Source organism: Ruegeria sp. BA12 (assembly GCF_056539625.1).
Map to the genome: position 1 here is coordinate 197,052 of NZ_JBQFVF010000003.1, position 19,626 is coordinate 216,677.

Annotated in this window: 11 protein-coding genes and 1 pseudogene; 6 read left to right on the forward strand and 6 right to left on the reverse strand. The window is 55.9% G+C overall.

Annotated elements, in window-relative coordinates; genetic code table 11:
* Positions 1-3: 3 nt before the first annotated feature.
* The 3 genes from ACR0B0_RS08840 to ACR0B0_RS08850 form a co-directional block, all read right to left on the reverse strand.
* The gene (locus ACR0B0_RS08840; RefSeq protein WP_170350010.1) at positions 4-1,320 is read right to left on the reverse strand and encodes an HlyD family type I secretion periplasmic adaptor subunit; all 1,317 of its coding nucleotides are present in this window, start codon (positions 1,318-1,320) and stop codon (positions 4-6) included.
* Positions 1,310-3,040: a type I secretion system permease/ATPase gene (locus ACR0B0_RS08845; protein ID WP_170350011.1), complete on the reverse strand. Its 1,731-nt coding sequence runs from the start codon at positions 3,038-3,040 to the stop codon at positions 1,310-1,312. Before ACR0B0_RS08845 ends, ACR0B0_RS08840 begins: the two co-directional genes overlap by 11 nt.
* 324 nt (positions 3,041-3,364) lie before the next feature.
* Positions 3,365-4,282, reverse strand: coding sequence for a LysR family transcriptional regulator (locus ACR0B0_RS08850; protein ID WP_170350012.1), 918 nt, complete (start codon positions 4,280-4,282; stop codon positions 3,365-3,367).
* 103 nt (positions 4,283-4,385) lie between these two features.
* On the opposite strand from ACR0B0_RS08850, the gene ACR0B0_RS08855 reads away from it, so the two are divergent.
* From ACR0B0_RS08855 to ACR0B0_RS08870, 4 genes are all read left to right on the forward strand, one after another.
* Positions 4,386-5,345 carry a tripartite tricarboxylate transporter substrate binding protein gene (locus ACR0B0_RS08855; RefSeq protein ID WP_480647386.1) on the forward strand — a complete coding sequence of 320 codons (960 nt, stop codon included), beginning with the start codon at positions 4,386-4,388 and terminating at the stop codon, positions 5,343-5,345.
* A 65-nt stretch (positions 5,346-5,410) separates the two neighbouring features.
* Positions 5,411-5,878, forward strand: coding sequence for a tripartite tricarboxylate transporter TctB family protein (locus ACR0B0_RS08860; protein WP_480647388.1), 468 nt, complete (start codon positions 5,411-5,413; stop codon positions 5,876-5,878).
* Between the two features lie 6 nt (positions 5,879-5,884).
* Complete coding sequence (locus ACR0B0_RS08865) at positions 5,885-7,399, forward strand: tripartite tricarboxylate transporter permease (protein ID WP_170361827.1); 1,515 nt, start codon at positions 5,885-5,887, stop codon at positions 7,397-7,399.
* Positions 7,392-8,498, forward strand: coding sequence for a lyase family protein (locus tag ACR0B0_RS08870; RefSeq protein ID WP_480647390.1), 1,107 nt, complete (start codon positions 7,392-7,394; stop codon positions 8,496-8,498). The genes ACR0B0_RS08865 and ACR0B0_RS08870 overlap by 8 nt, the downstream gene beginning before the upstream one ends.
* Positions 8,499-8,789: 291 nt before the next feature.
* Here the strand turns inward: ACR0B0_RS08870 and ACR0B0_RS08875 are convergent, their stop codons facing one another.
* Positions 8,790-11,162: a 1-deoxy-D-xylulose-5-phosphate synthase N-terminal domain-containing protein gene (locus ACR0B0_RS08875; protein WP_480647392.1), complete on the reverse strand. Its 2,373-nt coding sequence runs from the start codon at positions 11,160-11,162 to the stop codon at positions 8,790-8,792.
* A 14-nt stretch (positions 11,163-11,176) separates the two neighbouring features.
* Positions 11,177-12,376: a methionine gamma-lyase gene (locus tag ACR0B0_RS08880; protein WP_480647394.1), complete on the reverse strand. Its 1,200-nt coding sequence runs from the start codon at positions 12,374-12,376 to the stop codon at positions 11,177-11,179.
* 115 nt (positions 12,377-12,491) lie between these two features.
* Between ACR0B0_RS08880 and ACR0B0_RS08885 the strand changes: the two genes are divergently transcribed.
* Positions 12,492-12,947: an Lrp/AsnC family transcriptional regulator gene (locus tag ACR0B0_RS08885; protein WP_170350138.1), complete on the forward strand. Its 456-nt coding sequence runs from the start codon at positions 12,492-12,494 to the stop codon at positions 12,945-12,947.
* A gap of 170 nt (positions 12,948-13,117) precedes the next feature.
* Positions 13,118-13,489 (forward strand): helix-turn-helix domain-containing protein, encoded by a 372-nt coding sequence (locus ACR0B0_RS08890; protein WP_480647396.1) that lies wholly within the window; start codon positions 13,118-13,120, stop codon positions 13,487-13,489.
* Between the two features lie 242 nt (positions 13,490-13,731).
* Here ACR0B0_RS08890 and ACR0B0_RS08895 read toward each other — a convergent pair.
* Positions 13,732-18,850 (reverse strand): annotated as a pseudogene (locus tag ACR0B0_RS08895) (RecQ family ATP-dependent DNA helicase).
* Positions 18,851-19,626: the final 776 nt, after the last annotated feature.

Sequence of the window (19,626 nt, forward strand, 5' to 3'; positions counted from 1 at the left end):
CCATTATTCACGGAAAGCCCGGTTGAAATAGTCGGCCATGGGTTTGACCATATAGGACAAAGGGGTTCTTTCGTCGGTCTTGATCATGGTTTCCACCGGCATGCCCGGTAACAGGGCTTGCCCATTCAACCGCTCGATCTGATTGTCTTCGGGGGCGACCTCGGCGCGGTAGAATGTCTGACCAGTTACGTCATCAGTGAATGTATCCGCCGAGACGGTGACTACCCGCCCGTCAATCTCAGGCGTCTCTCGTTGATTGAAAGCCGTAAACCGTAACGCCACTGGTTGCCCAATATGCAATTGATCTACGTGGATCGCATCAACGCGCGCTGCCACCAGCAACGGCGTGTCTTGGGGTACAATATACATCATAGGCTCGGCTGGTTGAATCACCGATTGCAGGGCGAAAACCTGACTGCCATAGACCGTACCTGCAACGGGTGCGCGAATGTCCAACCTTGATAGCCGTTCTTCCAGAGAAAGACGTCGCTCAGCCAACTCAGCGATCTGCGTCTGAACGTCCCGCAGTTCGGTAATAGCCTCTTCCCGCCGCGTGGCCGTCAATTCGACAATCTCAATCTCGGTTGCTGAAATCTGACCTTTCAGGCGAGCCACAGCAGCTTCGAGCCTACCAATCTCACCCGTCAGGCTGGCCTCTTCCCGCTGCAAGGCGGACACGCGGCTGGCCTGAGTCAAACCGCGTTGTAACAGGTCTTGTTGGTCCTTCAGCTCGTTTTGAATCAGTTCCACCTGGCGACGCAAGGACACTAGCTGTGCCTCGGTTCCTTCGATTTCACTGTCGATTTGAACCCGCTGTTTGCCCAATTGTTGGGTCTGTTGGTCCAGTGTTTCCAGACGGGCCTCGAACAGGCGTTGCTGACCGGCAATCAGTTCAGCGTCGATATCGTCCTGCTTTTGAATCTCTTCAAGCAGAGCTGCCAAGGCTGGGGCATCGCCACCGTCGCGTTCTGCCACCAATCGGGCTCTACGCGCCAACAGTTCGAAAAGCTGAGATTCAACTATAGTTCTCTCCGAAGACAAAAACGTATCATCTAATCGGACCAGCATATCTCCGTCAGCGACTTCGTCACCGTCGCGTACGAAAATCTCGCCCACAACGCCACCATCAGGATGTTCCACTACCTGTCGGCTACTTTGAACCTCGATGGTTCCTTGCGATATGATCGCCCCGGCCAGTCGGGTCTGCACGGACCAGATGCCAAGCCCGCCAACCAAAATCAGCAAGGCCACAAAACCGACCAAGGCTGGTATCGTGATGTGCCACACCGGGCGCGTGTCTTTACCCGTCTTATCCTGCATCTTTTTTCACCTGACTGAGGCCGCGTTTGATGGCGCCAGCGTTTTGTACCATTGCACCCAGCACCTCATCCCGAGTGCCGGATTTCACAACTTGCCCGTTTTCGACAACGGCCAGATCGTCACATTCCGAAATTGCCTGAGGGCGGTGGGTCATGATGATGGTTGATTTTCCGGCCTCTTTCAGACCTCGAACAGCGGCGTTCAGCGCCTCGGTCCCATCGGCATCCAGGGCCGAGTTCGGCTCATCCAGAATCAACAGAACCGGGTTGCCGTAAAGGGCGCGGGCCAGTGCGATACGTTGCTTTTGCCCGCCCGACAATTGGCTGTCATTGCCTTCCAGAAATGTGTCATATCCTTTGCTCAATGACAGGATCAGATCATGCGCGTTGGCCATTTTTGCTGCGGCTACAACCGCGTCAGGGTCGGGATTTTCCGACATGCGGGCAATGTTTTCAGCCACGGATCCGTTGAACAGAGTAACTTCCTGCGGCAGGTAACCAATATGCTGGCCCAGATCGTCGGGATCATATTGATCCAGTGTTGCACCACCCAACCGTATTTCCCCGGCGGCAGGTTGCCACAGGCCCAAAAGGGCTTTGGCCAGCGTCGATTTCCCCGAGCCGCTTTTACCGATGACGCCAAGCGCTTTACCTGGTTCTAGCCGCAAAGCGACATTGCGCAGCGTCGGCTTGTCTGCACCCGGAGGAATGACAGTTAGGCTTTTTGCGGTCAGCCGGGCCTCGGGCACAGGCAGTTTGGTGCGAGGTTTTTCAGGTGGGGTCGCATCCAGAAACCGGTTAAGCGAACTCCAGGCCGTGCGGGCCCGTTCAACCATACCCCATTGGCCAACCGCCTGCTCAACGGGTGCCAGCGCCCGCCCCAACAAGATAGAGCCGGCAATCATCGCCCCTGGCGTCAGTTCGTTGCGTAGCACCAGCCAAGCGCCAAGCGCCAGCATGGCCGATTGCAAAAACAACCGCAGTGATTTGGTCAGCGAGGTAAAGCTGCCTGTCCAGTCACTGGCGGCAATGGTCTGACGCAGGGCATTGGTGCGCTGCCGCTGCCAGCGTTGGGTTATGTCCTCTTGCATGCCTTGCGATCGCACCACTTCGGCCGCTTGTCTTGCGTGTTCGGAAAACGCGTTGGCCTGGGCCGACGCCCTTTGTGCTGAAGCCACCTTGCTGTGGGTTAGCCACTGGTTCAACAAGGCGATCAGGATAAGCAAACTCCCGCCCGCCACGGCCAACCAGCCTAGCAACGGGTGAAACAAGAAGATTGCTGCCAGAAATACTGGTGTCCACGGAATATCCATCACCGCCAATAGAACGGGCGAGGCACACAGGTTCTGAATCGACTCAAGATCGCGCAATGCCGTGGCCGGAGCGGACCGTGCTTGTGGAAAAAGTGATCGGCGCAGGGTGGCGTCGAACACACGTTCATCCAGTTCAGACTGGAACCGGGCACCGAATCTAGCCACGATTCTGCCGCGGGCAAAATCCAGCATCGCCATAAGGCCATATAGCAGGGCTACCAGCAAAAACAGTGCTGTCAGCGTTTCCACAGCGCGCGAGCCCAGGACCCGATCGTAAACCTGCAGCATGAACAAAGGCCCGGTCAGCATCAGAAGGTTAACGAAGATGCTGAACAGAAACGCCAGGGCCAGGAAAGTAATGCCCCGATTGCGCACATTTCGCAACTCATGGCGAGGCGGCAGTGTCATGCGGTTTTCAATATTCACGTACAGGGCCTTTAGTAACTGATTCTCTGCCGGACCAGAGTGGTGGCGATGGGCCGCATCTTAAACTATGGCACAACGGAGAAAATGCGAGAATTGGTGGATCGGCGAAAAGCTACTTGCAGTCAAGGCAAAGGAACGCTGGTGGGCGCGCATACGCTCATGCCGATACCATACTGGGTTCAGTTGCCGCGCCGCTAAAGGACCGAGCTACTTGAGACCCCGCGGCAATCGGACCGTCAAGATACCGCCGCGCATTTCGCATATCGGACGACCCTTTGTCGCCAATGTCCGGTTCCTGAGGTTGCTCTAATTGGTGGGTTCAAGCGTCTCACTCTGCTGTGCCAATTCGTTGACGACGTCGAACAAGGCCTTTTCGAACAGCGGCAGAGTTTTAGACCCTGTTTCGGAAACCGGATAGAGCAGCCCAAAGGTCATCCACCGCTCTGGGGCCACGGGAACAAGCGTAAGGTTTGCGGACGCGACCTGAGCGGCCACCAATTCATCCGCGATCGTGATACCCGCGCCCTCTGCCACCAGCGCGCAAGCCAGCTGCGAGGCGGCGACTTCGCAGGTTTGTCTGGGCGTCACACCGGCGGAACGAAAGAAGTCGTCCAGTTGATCCCGCAACAGCAGACCATGCATCAGACGTATAACGGGTTCCCCGGCAAGATCGTCCGCCGTCAAATGACTTCGGGATGAAAGCGGATGGCCTGCGGGCAAAACCGCCTGCGCTTTTACTCGGAAGAGGGGTTTGGAGACGATGCCGGGATGATCGACGGGCAACGCCCCAATTCCAATATCGTATTCCCGCCCGGCCAGCCATTTTCCCGCCTCGCGTCTTGCCCGGACATCCAGGTTTACATTGGTGCTGGGGTTCTCTTGCATGAACCGTGCCACCGCAGGCGCGGACAGGGATTGTGCAATCCGGGGCATCGTCACAATGCGGAGCGTTTCGGTGCGCCCCGCTTTTATCTCGGCTGCGATGCGCGGAACTTCGTCAAGATTGTCCAGAATCCTGCCGGCCTCTTTGTAAAAGGCCAACCCTTCCGGCGTCGGCGTCAGGTTGCGGCCACCGCGATCAAAAAGCGTCAATTTCAGCTCGGCCTCAAGCCCGGTGATCAAACGGCTGACAGCAGGTTGGCTGAGATGGAGGATCTCAGAGGCGGCGACAAGGGATCCTTCGGACAAAGTAGCGCGAAACGCGCGTAGGGCTTTGATATTCATCCTTCTACTCTTTCAAAATTTGCAAGAGTAGATAACACCTTTGCATTTTTTACAATTGAAGAAATCGCGTAATTTGATCCCAAGTGAAATTGGGAGGTTACTCATGAAACGCAGAACTCTTCTTGGTGTTGCCATCGCGGCAGTTGCCGTCACCGCCACAGCTACAGCAAGCTTTGCCGCGGATTGGCCGAAACGCCCGATCAACCTTGTTGTCCCCTACAAGGCGGGTGGCGGCACAGATGCTTATGCGCGCGCTATCTCGGCCGCTGCCGAAGGTATTCTGGACGTGCCTGTGGTAGTTGTGAATAAACCCGGTTCGGGTGGTTTGAACGGTGCCAATGCAGTCGTTGGCGCGCGTCCTGACGGGTACACTATGATGATGACGTCGGGGGGGTCGTTCCTGCTGTCGACCATGACCCGCGATACCGATATCGACGCATTGGAAAGCTTTGACTTCGTTGCACAGGTAGGCCAGTTGCAGACTTCGCTAATGGTTCCGGTCAACAGCCCCTTTCAATCCGTTCAGGATGTGATCGATGCCGCTAAGGCCAACCCCGGCCAATTGCGGTGGGCTCATTCGGGCCGCGGTGGTTTCCATCACGTTGGCGGCATGGGTTTTTTGGCCAATAACGGTATCGAAGCTCAGGATGTGCCGTTCAAAGGGGGCGGGCCGACCCGTGCCGCGTTGATCGGTGAACAGGCTGATTTCGGCTTCCTTGGAGTTCAGCAACTGGCAGGTTTTGAAGAACAACTGCGCGCGCTGGCGGTCAACAGTCAGGAGCGTGACGGCATTATGAATGAGGTGCCCGCTTTTGGGGAGCTGGGTATTCCATTTGCTGCAGTATCCTCGCCAGTAATCGTGTTTGCTCCGAAAGGGACGCCTGCAGAGGTGGTCGCCGCGATGGAGGCCGCGCTCGAACAGATCGCTGCCAAGCCGGAATTCGCCGAACTTCTCGCCTCACGCGGGACCGGCCCGGTCTATCAGAGCGGTGCGGAGGCCAAGGCGGCGCTTTCGGCGATGAAAGAAGACGCCACCCCCTTGGTTGAAAACCTGACCAACTAAAGCTCCCGGGGCCGGCGGATCATCCCCCGGCCCAATTCTAACGACGGAAAATAGAGAGGATCGTCATGCGTGCCTATGCAGAAGGTCTGGTGCTTGCCCTCATTTCGATTTTTGCCATCTGGGGCGCCTGGCAGGTGCCTGCGGCATCTCCAGGGGATACATGGGCCGGGATTGTGCCGTTCTCTGCCGCAGTTGCCCTGCTGTTTCTCTCGGGCTTTATGCTGGTGGGTGCAGCACGTCAGACGACGGGTGGAGCGAGCCACGCACAAGATAATGGCGCGGCCTTGCAGATCATTGGCTTGTTCATCATTGCTCTGATCTATCAACAATCCTTCCGCTGGTTCGGTTACTTACTGCCAACGGCCATTGTCGCACCACTTGTCCTTTACTTTTTCGGTGTGCGCAGCCGGATCGGGCTGGCCGTGTCTGTCATCCTTTGCCCGCTGATCTTCCATCTCATCTTTTTTGTCCTGCTCGGCGTCTACCCTCCCTATGGCGAGGTTTTCGATCTGCTGAGCTGGATTCAGGGGTAATCCACTATGGAAATCTTTCCCGCACTTCTTTCGGTTATCACAGACCCCACGCTGCTGTTTGCAATTGTCCTTGCTGCGGTTGTTGGCATGATCGTGGGTGCCACGCCCGGCCTCACGGCATCGGCTGCGATTGCCATGCTGTTGCCCATTACCTTTTACATGTCGCCGATTTTTGCACTCGCCTTTCTGTATGTGATCGGAAAATCCGGCCGCTATGGCGGGTCGATTGCGGCGATCCTGTTCAATACGCCCGGTACTGCGGCCAGCGCGGCGACCCAGATTGACGGCTATCCGCTGGCACGCGCCGGCAAGGCGGGCAAAGCAATGAAGGTGGCGACAATCTCATCGATCATCGGGGATTTGATGGGAGACATTCTATTGGTCATTGGCGTCGGTTTCATTGCGGCCATTGCCCTGAAACTGGGCCCGCCGGAAACCTTCGCCATCTATTTTGCAGCCTTTGTGGTGATTGGATCGGTCATCGGAAACTCCATCGTCAAAGGGTTGGCGTCGGCGCTGATGGGTATCCTGATTGCAATGGTCGGACTGGACCCGATCTCAAGCGAAGAACGCTATACGTTCGGCTCATTCGAGCTGTCCAACGGCATTGGTCTTGTGCCGCTGATGATCGGCGTATTCGTTCTGGGTGAGGTCTTTGCACAGCTTGAAACCCGGCGCAAAGCCACGGGTGACACCAAAGAGAACGAAAGCACGGCGGACGGAAACACTCTGACATGGGAAGAGTACAAACCCTGCCTGCCGCACGCTTTCCGAGGCGGGTTCATCGGTGCGGGCATCGGTGTTCTGCCTGGACTGGGTTCAGCCATTGCCGCGTTCATCTCATACGGTGAAGGCAAGCGCCGCGCCAATAACCCGGAAATGTGGGGCAAGGGCGCGCTGGAAGGCGTGGCCGCGCCCGAGGCCGCCAATAACGCGGTTTCCGGCCCATCAATGGCACCTCTGTTGACGCTTGGTATTCCGGGTTCAACCATCGGTGCAATCCTGCTGGGTGTTTTCCTGATCCACGGCATTCAGGTTGGCCCGACCCTGTTCCTTACGGATAAGGAACTGGTCTATAAACTGTTCGCCTGTGGAATGCTTGGCATTCTTGCCTACGGTCTGATCGGCTATTTCGGGGCTACGCAGGTTGCGCGGTTGATCCTGAAGATACCGACCAATGTTCTTTATCCGCTGATCTTTCTGACCTCGTTTGTGGCGGCCTATTCCGCACGTGGGTCGATGTTTGATGTGACCGTCATGACAGTTGCAGGTTTCGCCGGTTGGCTGATGCGCAAATTTGATTTCAATGTTGCCGCATTCGTCATCTCTTTTGTGTTGGCCAAAGGCGCGGAAGAAACCTTTCGCCAGTCGTTGCTGATGTCCGAAGGTGGGGCGTTGGTCTTTGTGGAACGCCCCATCGCGCTTGCGTTCCTGCTGGTCGGGCTAGCGGCGATGGCATTCCGAATTCGCGGTATCGTCAAAGAGCGCCGGATCGCACAAGGAGGGCTTGGAGATGCTTGATTATGGTATCTACCGGGATTGTTTTTCCAGCGCCGACATGCGGTCCATCTGGTCGGAACATACAGTCATCTCGGCCTGGTTGCGCGTGGAGCAGGTGCTAGCCGAGCATCAGGCAATGGCCAACGTGATCCCAGCTGAGGCGGCGAAGGCAATAAATTCCCTGTCAATCTGCGATCTTAACAAGCCCGATCTGCAAGAGGAAATGATGTTTGTCGGTCGCCCGATTGTCGGATTGGTCAAACAGATGCGCACCCTCCTTCCGGAATACGCCGCCTATGTGCATTTCCGTGCTACCACGCAGGACATTATGGATACTGCGATGGCTTTGCAGATGAAGCTGGGGCTAGAGTTTGTTCAAGACGCTCTGGATGGCGTTATCGCGGCCATTGATCATCATATTTCTTCTCATCCCGACACAATGATGATGGGTCGCACAAACGGGCAATTCGCAGTGCCGATTCAGCTGGCCACAAAGCTATTGGTTTGGCGATCGGAACTTGAACGCCGTTCACAGGCGCTGAAAGATGCGTCAGGACGTGGGTTGAATGTCCAGATTGGTGGACCTGTTGGCGATTTGCGTGGCTATGAAAACGGGACCGGTCAGCGCATCAAACAAGGTATCGCCGCATCTCTTGGACTGAATACGGTCGAGCCTCATTGGCAGAATGCGCGGGACGGGGTGGCTGACATCATCACTGCCTTAGGTGCGCTGTGCGGGACGCTTTGTAAAATTGCACATAACGTCAATCAGTTGTCGTCGTCTGACATCGGAGAATTCCTTGAGGTTCAGGAACCTGGTCAAGGCGCGTCTTCCGCGATGGCCCACAAACGAAACCAACGTGCATCGGAATTCGGCGAAGCCGTAGCCCGCCTTGGGCGCCAACGCGCCGAGCAAATAGGCGAACTGACCCTGCATGAACACGAACGATCAGGTGGCGTTTGGGTTGCTGAATGGGTGACGGTGCCCGAGACGTTTCTTCTGACCTCGGGCGCATTGCAGTGGTTGGAACGGATGTTGAAAAACTTGGTTTTTGATACGGACGCGATGAGCAGATCGCTCTCGGCCAAACTTACTGCCGAACAGCAAACGCATCATTAGTAGAGACGCGGTTGCACCGTTTAGATCTGTTAGTCTGTTAGGTGATATTGGTCGGAGTGAGAGTATTCGAACCTCCGACCCCTGCCTCCCGAAGGCCGGTGCAGAGAGCCAAGTTATTGATTTTTTGCCAAAGGAGCCCTGTTTCCTTGGCGTCTTCTCCAATCAAACCAGCCAAGTTCGGGTTCGGCAGGTTCATTGAACCTAAGAGCACTCTCTACATGGCCCAATAGTTATCTTGGTCTATGTTCAGTGCTGGTTTGCTCTCTACATTATTGCCCAAATCCAACCCAATTATGCACGGTGAAGGGTCCTGCCATGTGTCAGGCCATTCACTTTCTCCAGGATAGCGTCTGCGTCAATACAGTGATGGCGATATAGATCGCCGATCGTTCCGGTCTGACCAAAATGCTCGACGCCCATGGGGATAGTCTGATGTCCAAGCACCGCCCCAAGCCAGGAGAGAGTTGCAGGATGACCATCGATAACGGTGACGAGCTTGCAGTGTGGCGGAAGGTCGGACATCAGGGTTTCGATGTGGGAGCGCGCCGCTTGGTTACCGCGAGAACGCGCTCGTTGCGCGGCGGTCCATCCGGCATTCAGGCGATCTGCGGATGTCACGGCCAATACACCAATGTCGCGACGACCTTCACCAATCATACCGGCGGCTTTGATTGCCTCTGGCGCGACTGCTCCTTGATAGGCGACTACAACTTCGCAATTGGGCCCGGGTTTTCGTAACCAATAGGCCCCATCAATGGCACCTTGGCGGAACTCGTCGTCAACACGTTTTCCGGGCTGTTCAATCGAGTTGGTGGTCAGGCGCAGGTAGACGGACCCTCCGGTTTCATCGCGCAGCCAGGTGCGCTTATCCGGTTGCCCTTCGCCGTCGCGTTGCATGTAGTCAAAGGCCCACTCCATGATTACTGCCAGCTCGTCGGCGAAGGCGGGTTCAAAAGCCGCCAGCCCGTCTTGGCTCATCCCGATGAGCGGTGTTCCAACGGATTGGTGTGCTCCACCTTCGGGGGCGAGAGTGATTCCCGATGGTGTGCCAACCAGAATGAAACGCGCGTCCTGATAACAGGCGTAATTCAGCGCATCGAGGCCGCGGCTGACAAAGGGGTCATAGACGGTGCCAATTGGGATCAGTCGCTTGCCGAACAGGGAATGCGACAGACCCGCCGCCCCAAGAATCAACATGAGATTCATTTCGGCGATACCAAGCTCGATATGCTGCCCTTCCGGCGTGAATTCCCATTTTGCGGTTGATGGGATCCGGTGTTCTATGAAGGCGTCGGCTTGCTCGGCTCGGGCAAATAGCTTGCGCCTGTTCACCCAAGGACCAAGGCTTGTCGTGCCTGTCACATCTGGCGAGGTTGTCACTATGCGCTCGGCCAATGGGCTGTTGCCTTTGGACAGATCGTCAAGGATCTTGCCAAACGCCATCTGGGTCGAGATTTCGCGACTGGTGTCGATCCCGATTGGCGGCACATCCAACTTATCATCAAAATAGCGGCGCGGACCTTTGGCGAAGAAAGGCGTATTTGCAAGGAAATCCTTGAGCTTTTCTGGGTTCTGCACTGTTGCAAGCGGCTCCCATTCTTCGCCCTTCGGCACACCCATATGCGACTGCCACGCGGCGAACTGGCTATTGTTCATCAGCCCGCCGTGATTGTCCTTGTGGCCTGCAATGGGGGTGCCCCATCCTTTGACTGTGTAGGCCAGGAAACATGTTGGGCGATCATGATCGATGTCGGCAAATGTTTGGGCCATGGTCTCGACGCAGTTGCCGCCGAGGTTCTCCATAAGGGCTGCGAGCTCTGCATCCGTGCGCCGTTCGATCAAAGCAGTCACATCGCCCTGATCCCCCAGATCGTCCATGAGGCGCTGTCGCCAATTCGCACCACCCATGAAAGTCAAAGCGGAGTAATCCTGGTTGGGGCAAGCGTCGATCCAATCACGCAGGCGGTCGCCGCCGGGCTCTTCAAAGGCCGCGCGTTGAAGAACCCCATATTTAACACGCACGACATCCCAACTGAATGCATCGAAGATTTTCTCGATCCGTTCAAACAGTCCTTCCCGGACGATACCGTCCAGCGACTGTCGGTTGTAATCGATGATCCACCACGTGTTTCGTAGGTCGTTTTTCCAGCCTTCTTGTAATGCCTCATAGACGTTGCCTTCATCCAGTTCGGCGTCGCCTACCAGGGCTACAATACGACCCATTGGCGCGTCTGAACCCCAGCTTTTGGCCTTGATGTAGTCTTGAATGATCGAGGCAAACGAGGTGATCGCGACACCTAAACCCACAGACCCGGTCGAGAAATCAACATCATCAATATCCTTTGTCCGGCTTGGATAACTTTGCACACCGCCAAATCCGCGGAAATTCTCCATCTTCTCACGGGTCTGATTACCCATGAGATTCTGCATCGCGTGAAATACTGGCGACGCATGGGGTTTGACTGCGACCCGGTCCTCAGGGCGTAGGGCCGAGAAGTAGAGCGCGGTCATGATCGATACCATCGAAGCAGACGAAGCCTGATGGCCACCGATTTTGATCCCATCCACCTTTGGTCGGACATGGTTGGCATGGTGGATCATCCAATGAGACAACCACAACAGGCGCTGTTCGACGATCTTCAGTTGGGTGGGATCGATGTGCATGTTGGTCTCCGGGTTTAGGCGGCGCTGCGAGCAGGGTAAGGCAAAGCTTGCTCTAGGTCTGCAAGGATGTCCTCGACATCCTCCAGCCCGACGGACAGGCGGATCAGGCCATCGCTGATCCCATGCTCGGCCCGCTCTTCCGGGGTATACGTCGAATGCGTCATGGATGCGGGGTGCTGGATCAGGGTTTCCGCGTCGCCCAAGGACACCGCACGCTGGATCATGTTCAGGCGGTTCATGAACCCAATCCCGCCGGACAGGCCGGACTTGATTTCAAACGCTATCATAGCGCCCGGTTGGGACATCTGTCGCTGCGCTACATCGTGCTGTGCGAAGCTCTCAAGACCGGGGAAATAAACCTCGTCGACGGCAGGATGCGCTTCGAGGAAGTCCGCGACGACCTTGGCAGACGCACAGTGACGATCCAGACGCAGGTTCAGTGTTTTCAGCCCTCGCAGGATCAACATCGCGTTGAAAGGGGCCATCACTGCACCTGTCATGTCCTTCATCCCAACAAGGCGGATCTCGGCAATCTGTTCGGCGGTTCCGACAACCAGCCCGGCGACAACATCGCCATGTCCGCCCAGGTATTTGGTGGCGGAGTGCAGAACGATATCTGCGCCGTGCTCAATCGGGCGGGTCAGATAAGGGCTGGCATAAGTGTTATCGACGACGACTGTTGCACCGACCGAATGCGCAATTGCGGCGCTTGCGGAGATGTCCACCAAGCGCATGTTCGGATTGGCCGGAGTTTCGAAATAGACAACGCGGGTTTTGCCGGAAACGGCAGCTTTAAGGTTTTCAGGGTCTGTCATGTCGACATGTGTGATCGTGACCCCCCATTTCGCCAAACCGTGACGCATGAAGGCAAAGGTGCAGCCGTAGAGCGTTTTGTCCACGATGACTTCGTCCCCCGGCGACAGAAGGGTCCAAAGCACTGCCGTGATCGCCCCCATGCCGCTTGAGAGAGCTAACCCGGCCTCGGCCCCCTCAAGCACGGCAATGCGTTGTTCAAGAAGGTCGCATGTGGGGTTTGAAATACGGCTGTAGATATGACCTTCACGCTCGCCGGCGAACATCTCTCCACCAGCCTCTGCGGTTTCAAAGGTAAACGTGGACGTCAAATGCAGCGGTGGTGTCAGCGCGCCGTCATTTTCCAGAGGGTTATAAGCGTGGTGAATGGCGCGGGTGGCAAATCCGGTTGAACGAGTCATTACAAGCTCCTGAATCATGTTGAAGCTAGTTTGCGCCTTAAGTTTGGGCTAATGATTTCAAAATATGCCAACATATGGGTAAATGTTGGCAGATTCTGCTAAGGATGAGGGCGAAGTGGACGCTAAGGACAGGCAAATCATTCGAGCGCTGCAACGTGACGGGCGCATGACGAACCAGGATCTTGCCGATGAGGTGAACTTGTCTCCCTCACCGTGTTTGCGCCGGGTCAAAAACCTAGAAGCCAATGGAGTGATAAAGGGATACAGCGCTGACGTTGACGCTGCCGCGTATGGGATGGCCATTACCGTCTTCGTGCGTATCAGATTGGAGCGACACAACGAAACGGACGTTCAGAACTTCGAGAAACGCGTTCGGATGATCGATGAAGTTCTTGAATGCCACGTGCTGACCGGGGCAATGGACTACCAGTTGCGGGTTTTGGTATCGGATCTCGAGGCCTACGAGGAATTTATTCGCCACCGAATTCATCCGATCGGTGGGATAGCCTCGATCGATACCAGCTTTGTCTATGGAACAGTAAAAAAGACTTCTGTTTTTCCGCCCGGATAGATGGGCCGCCTTAGAATGGGTTATTACCAAATGGCTAAACATTTACTCTGATTGATTTTTTCCTGTCGCAACTTCCCATTGTCATCATCGCTATAGAGAAAACATGCAGCACGTGCTGCGTCACTTTTGAGAAGATTGCGATCACCAAAAAACCGTATGAAGAAACCCGGATGGCCAAGTATGTCGAATGCAGGGTGCTGGAACTGAAACCAACCAAGAGCCAGGCCGAGATCGCAGCGCAGGTGGGATATGTAAGCCCGAACATGATCACAATGATCAAACAGGGTAGTTCCAAGGTGGCACTGGATCGCGTCCCGGCCTTGGCGAAAGCTTTGGAATGCGACGCTGCCTACCTTATGCGCCTCGCAATTGAGCAGTCGATCGGCCTGACTGCAGCTGAGGCAGTTGTCGAGGTGTTCGGAGAACCTGTCACGTCGAATGAACTTGGCTGGCTGAAAGCAATACGCAAGGCCTCCAACAACACCGATCCTCGGCCGACCAGCCGGTCAGAGACGACGATCAAGACTATCTTCGGGAGGTAAGAGCCATGTATGACCAGAGAGATGTCCTGACATTGAATGAGCGCGCCTGGTTGCGGTTCCTCCGTGACGTGAGCAACGGAAGTGATCCTGAGCCGACCCTACGGCGAGTGCAGCTATTGCGGCGCATACGCGAGCTCTCGGAGAGCTTGATGAAAATGCATGGCGTGACGGCGGTGAGGAATGGTTGAAGTTCTGAGCTTCGCCGGATCCCTCTGAAGACGTAAAATTTTTTGGGTGAAGTCCTAGTTGACGGACACAAACACGAGCTCCGGCAAAACCACCTCCCATGCATCGCGGCGGAGCGTGTGGTGGAATGCTTCCCCAGAGTCTTCTTTTCGCCATGAAAGGATAGCTGCGATTTCTCCGCGCTCAAATTTGGTGTTTGGAGGTGCAGAAAAGGATTTGGACATACGGCCAAGCACACGCCCATTTTCGTCGCGTAGCAACCAAAAGTCGCCATCCTTTACCAACGTTACAGTATCGCCAACGCGGGCCTCTTGGATAGCGATGAGAGAGGCGTGACCCGGGCACTGGCGTCCAGCATAGGACAGATCAACCATCCTCGCCTCAGCTGCCCGAAAAAAGCGGCGGGGACCGGGCAATGCTACCATGTCAGGCGTAACGCGACGGGTCAGAACCGAAGGTGCTCCTGTTGGCAAGTATTCATGATTGTCGTTGCTCATTACTACAAGGCTGCGGCGGGCACGGGTCATGGCAACATAGAACAGGCGGCGGGGGGCGTCCTGATCCTCGGATCGCGATGGGCGTTCCCATCCGCCATCCAGAATGACCACATCGTCAAATTCCAATCCTTTTGCGCGGTGTGCGGTCAGCAGTTTCAACCCCCGCTGTTCGCCCCAACTGTCGCGTGCCCATTCCGCGAACCATTCGATGATGTCGGGAACGGGCAGGCTACGCGCGCCCACTTCGCGTGCCAGAAGACCCAGCCCCTCGCCAATCCGATCTGTCCAGCGTGAAGTGGAAATGGTGTTGAGAAGGTTGGTCAGCCGTTCCAGAGTATATAGTTCAGTAGGTGTCTCGCGCAGGGCTTTGACAAACGACTGCATCTCGCGCATGCGCCAGAGACTGGGCATGTTTTCGTTTGCCATTTCAACCGGTATACTGAAGCTTTCGGCAAAATCGCGCACGGGTATCAGCTTACGCCAATCGCGCGAGATAATAGCGGCGCGTGACCACGTCCAATCAGGGTCAAGTCGAGACAGCCGGATTAGTTCCTCCAATGCGGCCATGGCCTGCGAGTCATTCCCTGGGGGACATTCCAGGATTTGCACACGACCTTGCGCGACTGGGTCCAATTTGGCCAGCGGCCCACCTGGGTCAGCCTTTGTCCGAGCATGATCTACGCTGATATCATGGCCCAGTTTCATTCGCGCGACGGCCCCCGCGATCACTGCGTTGGCGGTGCTTATAATGTGGCCGGTTGAACGATAGTTTTCAGTCAGGAAAACCGGTTTTGCGTTGTAGTCCTGCTCAAATTGACGAATGTAGCGGATCGAGGCGCCGGAAAAGGCATAAATATTCTGGTCGTCATCGCCCACCGCGAAGAGACTGAGCCGCAGATCCGGATCGTCCAGAGTGCGCCCTGCCACGGCAGCAATCAGCGCGTATTCATCGGGGCCGATATCCTGATATTCATCGACCAGAATCCAGCGATAGCCCTGAATCAGCGTGTCACGCAGCGCCTCGGCTTCATGCCTGCTCAAACCATCGCCGCGCAGCAGGGCCGCAGCCTGTGTCAAAAGGCCCTTGAAATCAGGCGTGTCGGTTGTTTGCGCGCCCACAAAACTGGCGCCGACCAGCCGCATAGCTAACGAGTGAACTGTCGAGATGGTAACAACTGCCGCATCATCGCCAACCAATCGACGCAAGCGTTCACGTATTTCTGCTGCCGCGTGGCGGTTGTAAGCCAGCACAAGAATGCCGCGCGGGTCCTCACGTTTGATACGAAGAAGATAGGCTATGCGGTGGACCAAAACACGCGTTTTGCCCGAGCCCGGCCCTGCCAGCACCAGCACGTTGGTTTGTTCGCGGTCGTCGCGCACAATCTGTTGCTGCACCGGGTTTCCCAGATCTTCGACGATGGCTTTGTAGGTGGCCCCAGTTGCCTGACGTCGAAATTCTGTCCCGCGCTCAGGCATCCATCGGCGCATGAATGCGTCCTGTTCCAGCACGAAATAGTCGTCGGCCAGCCGATGCGCTGTTTCGATGTTCTCCAGCCCCTTTTCCGCGTAAGCAGCCATTACATGGGTCTGGATCGTTTGTTCGGTATAGTGCTCCTCAAGCGGAGCGAAGTGCTTGACAGTAAAACCACCACCCTTGGGTCTGAGATGCATTGTCATGGCGGGGCGGAAAACGGACAGCCCTCGGCCTAGCGTCAGAATCTGTTGTTCATGTTGCCACAGCAAGGCGCGATCCATTAGGCGATTTGGGTCCTTCACGGCGTTCCGTAAAAGGCTATCGCCGGTGATAGAGGACAGCATTGCACCCAGCGTGGTTTCGACCTGAAGGTCCTTGCCACGTATGCCTTTGGGCACAAGGGTCAGAAGATGTGTCAGCAAGCGCTGTGCACCCTGACGGCGCAACTCGGCGGTTTGAGCTGTCACGTCCCAAGACCGCTGCAACCGCACAAGGATGCTACCATGTGCTGATTTGCGTAAAGAGATGTTGCCGCGCCCCCCCCTCCATGTCGCGTCCATCCTGTGCCATGCCGCGCAGCAGGGTCTCGACCAGATTCGGACGCACCTCGCCATGGCCCAGCTGTCGCAGTTCATTACAGGCATCAGAAGGGTTGAATGGGATTGGCTCTGCATGCTCGGCATCGGGGGCCATTTCGCGCATCAGAGCGACAAGATTCTCCTCGAGCCGCGCGGCCTGTTCTAGTCGCGCCTGCGAGGCATCAGCGACACCGCAATGAACGAAGATGGTGATATTGGTATCATCGCTGGCAATGCCAAATGCTTCAAGATCAGACAGCGCTTTGCGCAACGCGGTGGTCGAAAGCCCGCTTACCCCGGCCAATTCGTCGGTGGAAACGCCCTTGTCCGCCGGAGAGTTGACGATGTGGCGCACGATATCCAGAAGCTGCTTACGCCGCGTGCCGGTGATATCAGGACCATCCAATATCGCGGCTGCCGCTTCCAGACTGCGCACACGCAGCGAGGCGGGGAAAACCTGCACGTTGTTTTCTTCGCGCCGTAGAAGGCTCGCCTCTTGAAGCCAGGCGATGGCGGTTTTGACGCGTGTATCATCGGTCGCGCTGTCGCGCACAAATTCGTGGTCCTTTTCCTCGCGGACGATCTCGCCGGGCGTCGCGACTATCTTTCCTTCGTCCCGGGTGCGCCCATCCAACCGCCGGAGAGCATTTAGGATTGCTCCGATCTCATGCCGGGCAAGGCGGGAACGGGCCGAAAGGCTGAATTGACGCTCGACATCTTCGGTGTTGAACAACAGCACACAGTTGGCCGGGTCTCGGTCGCGTCCGGCACGGCCTGCCTCTTGCAGGTAGTTTTCCAACGAACCTGGCACATCACCGTGCACCACAAGGCGGATGTCGGGCTTGTCGATCCCCATGCCAAAGGCGTTGGTGGCTGCAATCACCCGCAATTCGCCCACGCGGAACTCTTCCTGAATCTCGCGCTTTTCTTCAGGCGATAGGCCGGCGTGGAACCGCTCTGCGCTCACGCCTTGTTGCTTGAGAAATTCAGCCACGCGTTCCGTCGCGCCGCGGGTCGCGCAATAGACTACGGCACCCGAGGCACCTGAGGCCGGCAATCCCTGTTCGATTGCGTTCAAAATATCGGACAGTTTAGTGGCGCGTTGCGTTTCGCGCACCTCGAAGGAAAGGTTCGAGCGCGACGCACCCCCATCAAGCAGGGCCAAGTCCAGGCCCAATCGAGTTTTGAAATGCTCCCTTATGTCGCGCACGACTTCTGGCTTGGCGGTGGCTGTCAAGCAAAGGATCGGAGCTGGGGCATCGCCTGAGTTTTCCTTTATGAACCGGCTCACATAACGGTAGTCTGGTCGAAAATCGTGGCCCCATTTTGAAATGCAATGTGCCTCGTCCAGCACCCAGAGGCCGATCTCTCGTTGAGTCAGCACACTTCGAACCGCTGTACTGCGGAGTTGTTCGGGTGAAATCAGCAGGATCGCAGCATCGCCCATGCGCACTTTGTCCAGTGCCTCATGCCTTTCCGGCAGCGACAGCAGACCGTTGATAGTGACGGCCGAGGATATCCCGGCTCTCGCCAGACCCTGCAGCTGATCGGCCATGAGTGCGACAAGCGGCGAGATGACGACGGTCAGCGCACCGGTCTTGTCGAACCGCGAAAGGGCTGGAATCTGATAGCAGACTGACTTGCCAGTTCCGGTCGGAAGAATGCCCAGAACGCTTTTTCCTGCCATCGCCTCAGCCACAATGCGTTCCTGCAAGGGTTGACCGAATTCGTCCACGGGTTCGGGTCTGAAAGAAGGAAAGCCAAACCAGCGATCAAGCGCGCGTTTAGGATCGTTGTTTTCGACACACCACTGGCAGGCGGCATCGTTACAGGCGGCCTCTCGCAAGTGGCGCACAATCAGTGAAGCCTCGCGGAACTGCATTCGGACCCAGGGTGGCATGACACTGTCGCCGCCAGCCACCGAAATCCACGACAAGGCATAGGCCATGGGCCAGGCGAGGTTAGGATTTTCCATCCGACTAAGAGTCTGTTCAAGCCGATGCAAACAGACCTGTCCAGCCAAAAGGCGGCGAACGGCGTCAAAAGCCTCTTGTTCATTGGGTCTGCTAATGCCACGCACAGCAGTAAAAAGTGCGTCAAACCCTCCGCTGCGTGGGGGGCGTGTGGCAAGGAAATGATAGGCTGCCAGCGCATCTGGGGTCGCGGTGTTTAGCTTGGCGAACGCCTCGATCTGGTTTTGCAGAACGTCGAAGACTAGACGTGCATCCTTTTCGGGATCGTTGACATGACCCGATTGCAACCGTCCGTCGTGATAGTGTTTGACTAAATGGTGATAGGGGTTGCGCGGGAAGGCCAAAGGATTGAGCCAGAGTGTGTCGATTGGTGCCTCTGCCAAGGCGGCAAAGCGAGGCGCAGCAGCGGCCAGGTGAGGCAGGTCGTGGTGCAAGATGTTGTGGCCGATGACACTGTCGAAACCTTTACAATATGTGTCGAGGTGCGACAGTGCTGAGGCGGAGCTGCTTTTTTCGACTAGAGCGGGTCGGGAATCATCGTTCGTTGTGGCAGCGAATGCGAATATCCGAGCGGACTTAGGATCCACTTCCAGGTCAATCGAAACACAGCGCTCAAGAAAGCGCGAAATGTCCACGTGACCGTTCGTTATCATTGCTCGCCAAATTTTCTCTTTCAGTGTCTTCTTGATAGCTACCGGATTACAGACAAAAGAAAAGGTGCGTTTCAAATTGCTCTTCGCAATGTGGATTCCTCGCAACCTCAATGGTTGCAAAAGGTTGAAAAAAGTTTACATCCGAACTCTCGGGATCGACGGAATGTAAACTTTTCGACCTCAAAAACACCCCAAAATCAGGCCAAAGGTTTACACTAAGTTGACAGATTTCGGCTCAAAACCAGTTTTTCAGACCAAAATGTAAACCTTCGATCCAGACAAACCCAAAAAACAACGGATCTTGGAAAACACATATCTGAAGACAGGCCAGAAAAGCGCGTTCAGCGACGAAACACAGACCAGACGACCCAGACACACATAAGAGAACGGACGTAACTCAGGCCTTCTCACAACGCTCCTGAGAGATGAACACATTGAGAGCGTAAGCACAGGTCTATGCCAGGCAGTGTCCTGAGCTACTCCAGAGAGAAGAAACCGACGATTGCTAATAGTGGGGGAATAGTCGTGAATAGTGAGCTGCACCGCGTAGAGGCTGACTGGGTCTAGATATACAAAGTAGTGCTAGTTTCGTCCTAAAAGCTGGTTGTCTAAACAAGAGGCTGGTGATGGGGAGATCGTAGCGAGGAGCTCTCAGAACCGAAAAATGTTCCCGAGCTCTAGTTCACAGGTGTGATGGATGCTCCGCAAACAGAATTGAACTGGCTCAGCTCAACCTGAAAGAATGTGATTTTGGGCATGTCATAGACCCGATCTAT

Bases quoted from the DNA above. Each gene is read 5' to 3' on its own strand.
- ACR0B0_RS08840 (WP_170350010.1), bottom strand. From the start codon at position 1,320: ATGCAGGATAAGACGGGTAAAGACACGCGCCCGGTGTGGCACATCACG.
- ACR0B0_RS08845 (WP_170350011.1), bottom strand. From the start codon at position 3,040: ATGACACTGCCGCCTCGCCATGAGTTGCGAAATGTGCGCAATCGGGGC.
- ACR0B0_RS08850 (WP_170350012.1), bottom strand. From the start codon at position 4,282: ATGAATATCAAAGCCCTACGCGCGTTTCGCGCTACTTTGTCCGAAGGA.
- ACR0B0_RS08855 (WP_480647386.1), top strand. From the start codon at position 4,386: ATGAAACGCAGAACTCTTCTTGGTGTTGCCATCGCGGCAGTTGCCGTC.
- ACR0B0_RS08860 (WP_480647388.1), top strand. From the start codon at position 5,411: ATGCGTGCCTATGCAGAAGGTCTGGTGCTTGCCCTCATTTCGATTTTT.
- ACR0B0_RS08865 (WP_170361827.1), top strand. From the start codon at position 5,885: ATGGAAATCTTTCCCGCACTTCTTTCGGTTATCACAGACCCCACGCTG.
- ACR0B0_RS08870 (WP_480647390.1), top strand. From the start codon at position 7,392: ATGCTTGATTATGGTATCTACCGGGATTGTTTTTCCAGCGCCGACATG.
- ACR0B0_RS08875 (WP_480647392.1), bottom strand. From the start codon at position 11,162: ATGCACATCGATCCCACCCAACTGAAGATCGTCGAACAGCGCCTGTTG.
- ACR0B0_RS08880 (WP_480647394.1), bottom strand. From the start codon at position 12,376: ATGACTCGTTCAACCGGATTTGCCACCCGCGCCATTCACCACGCTTAT.
- ACR0B0_RS08890 (WP_480647396.1), top strand. From the start codon at position 13,118: ATGGCCAAGTATGTCGAATGCAGGGTGCTGGAACTGAAACCAACCAAG.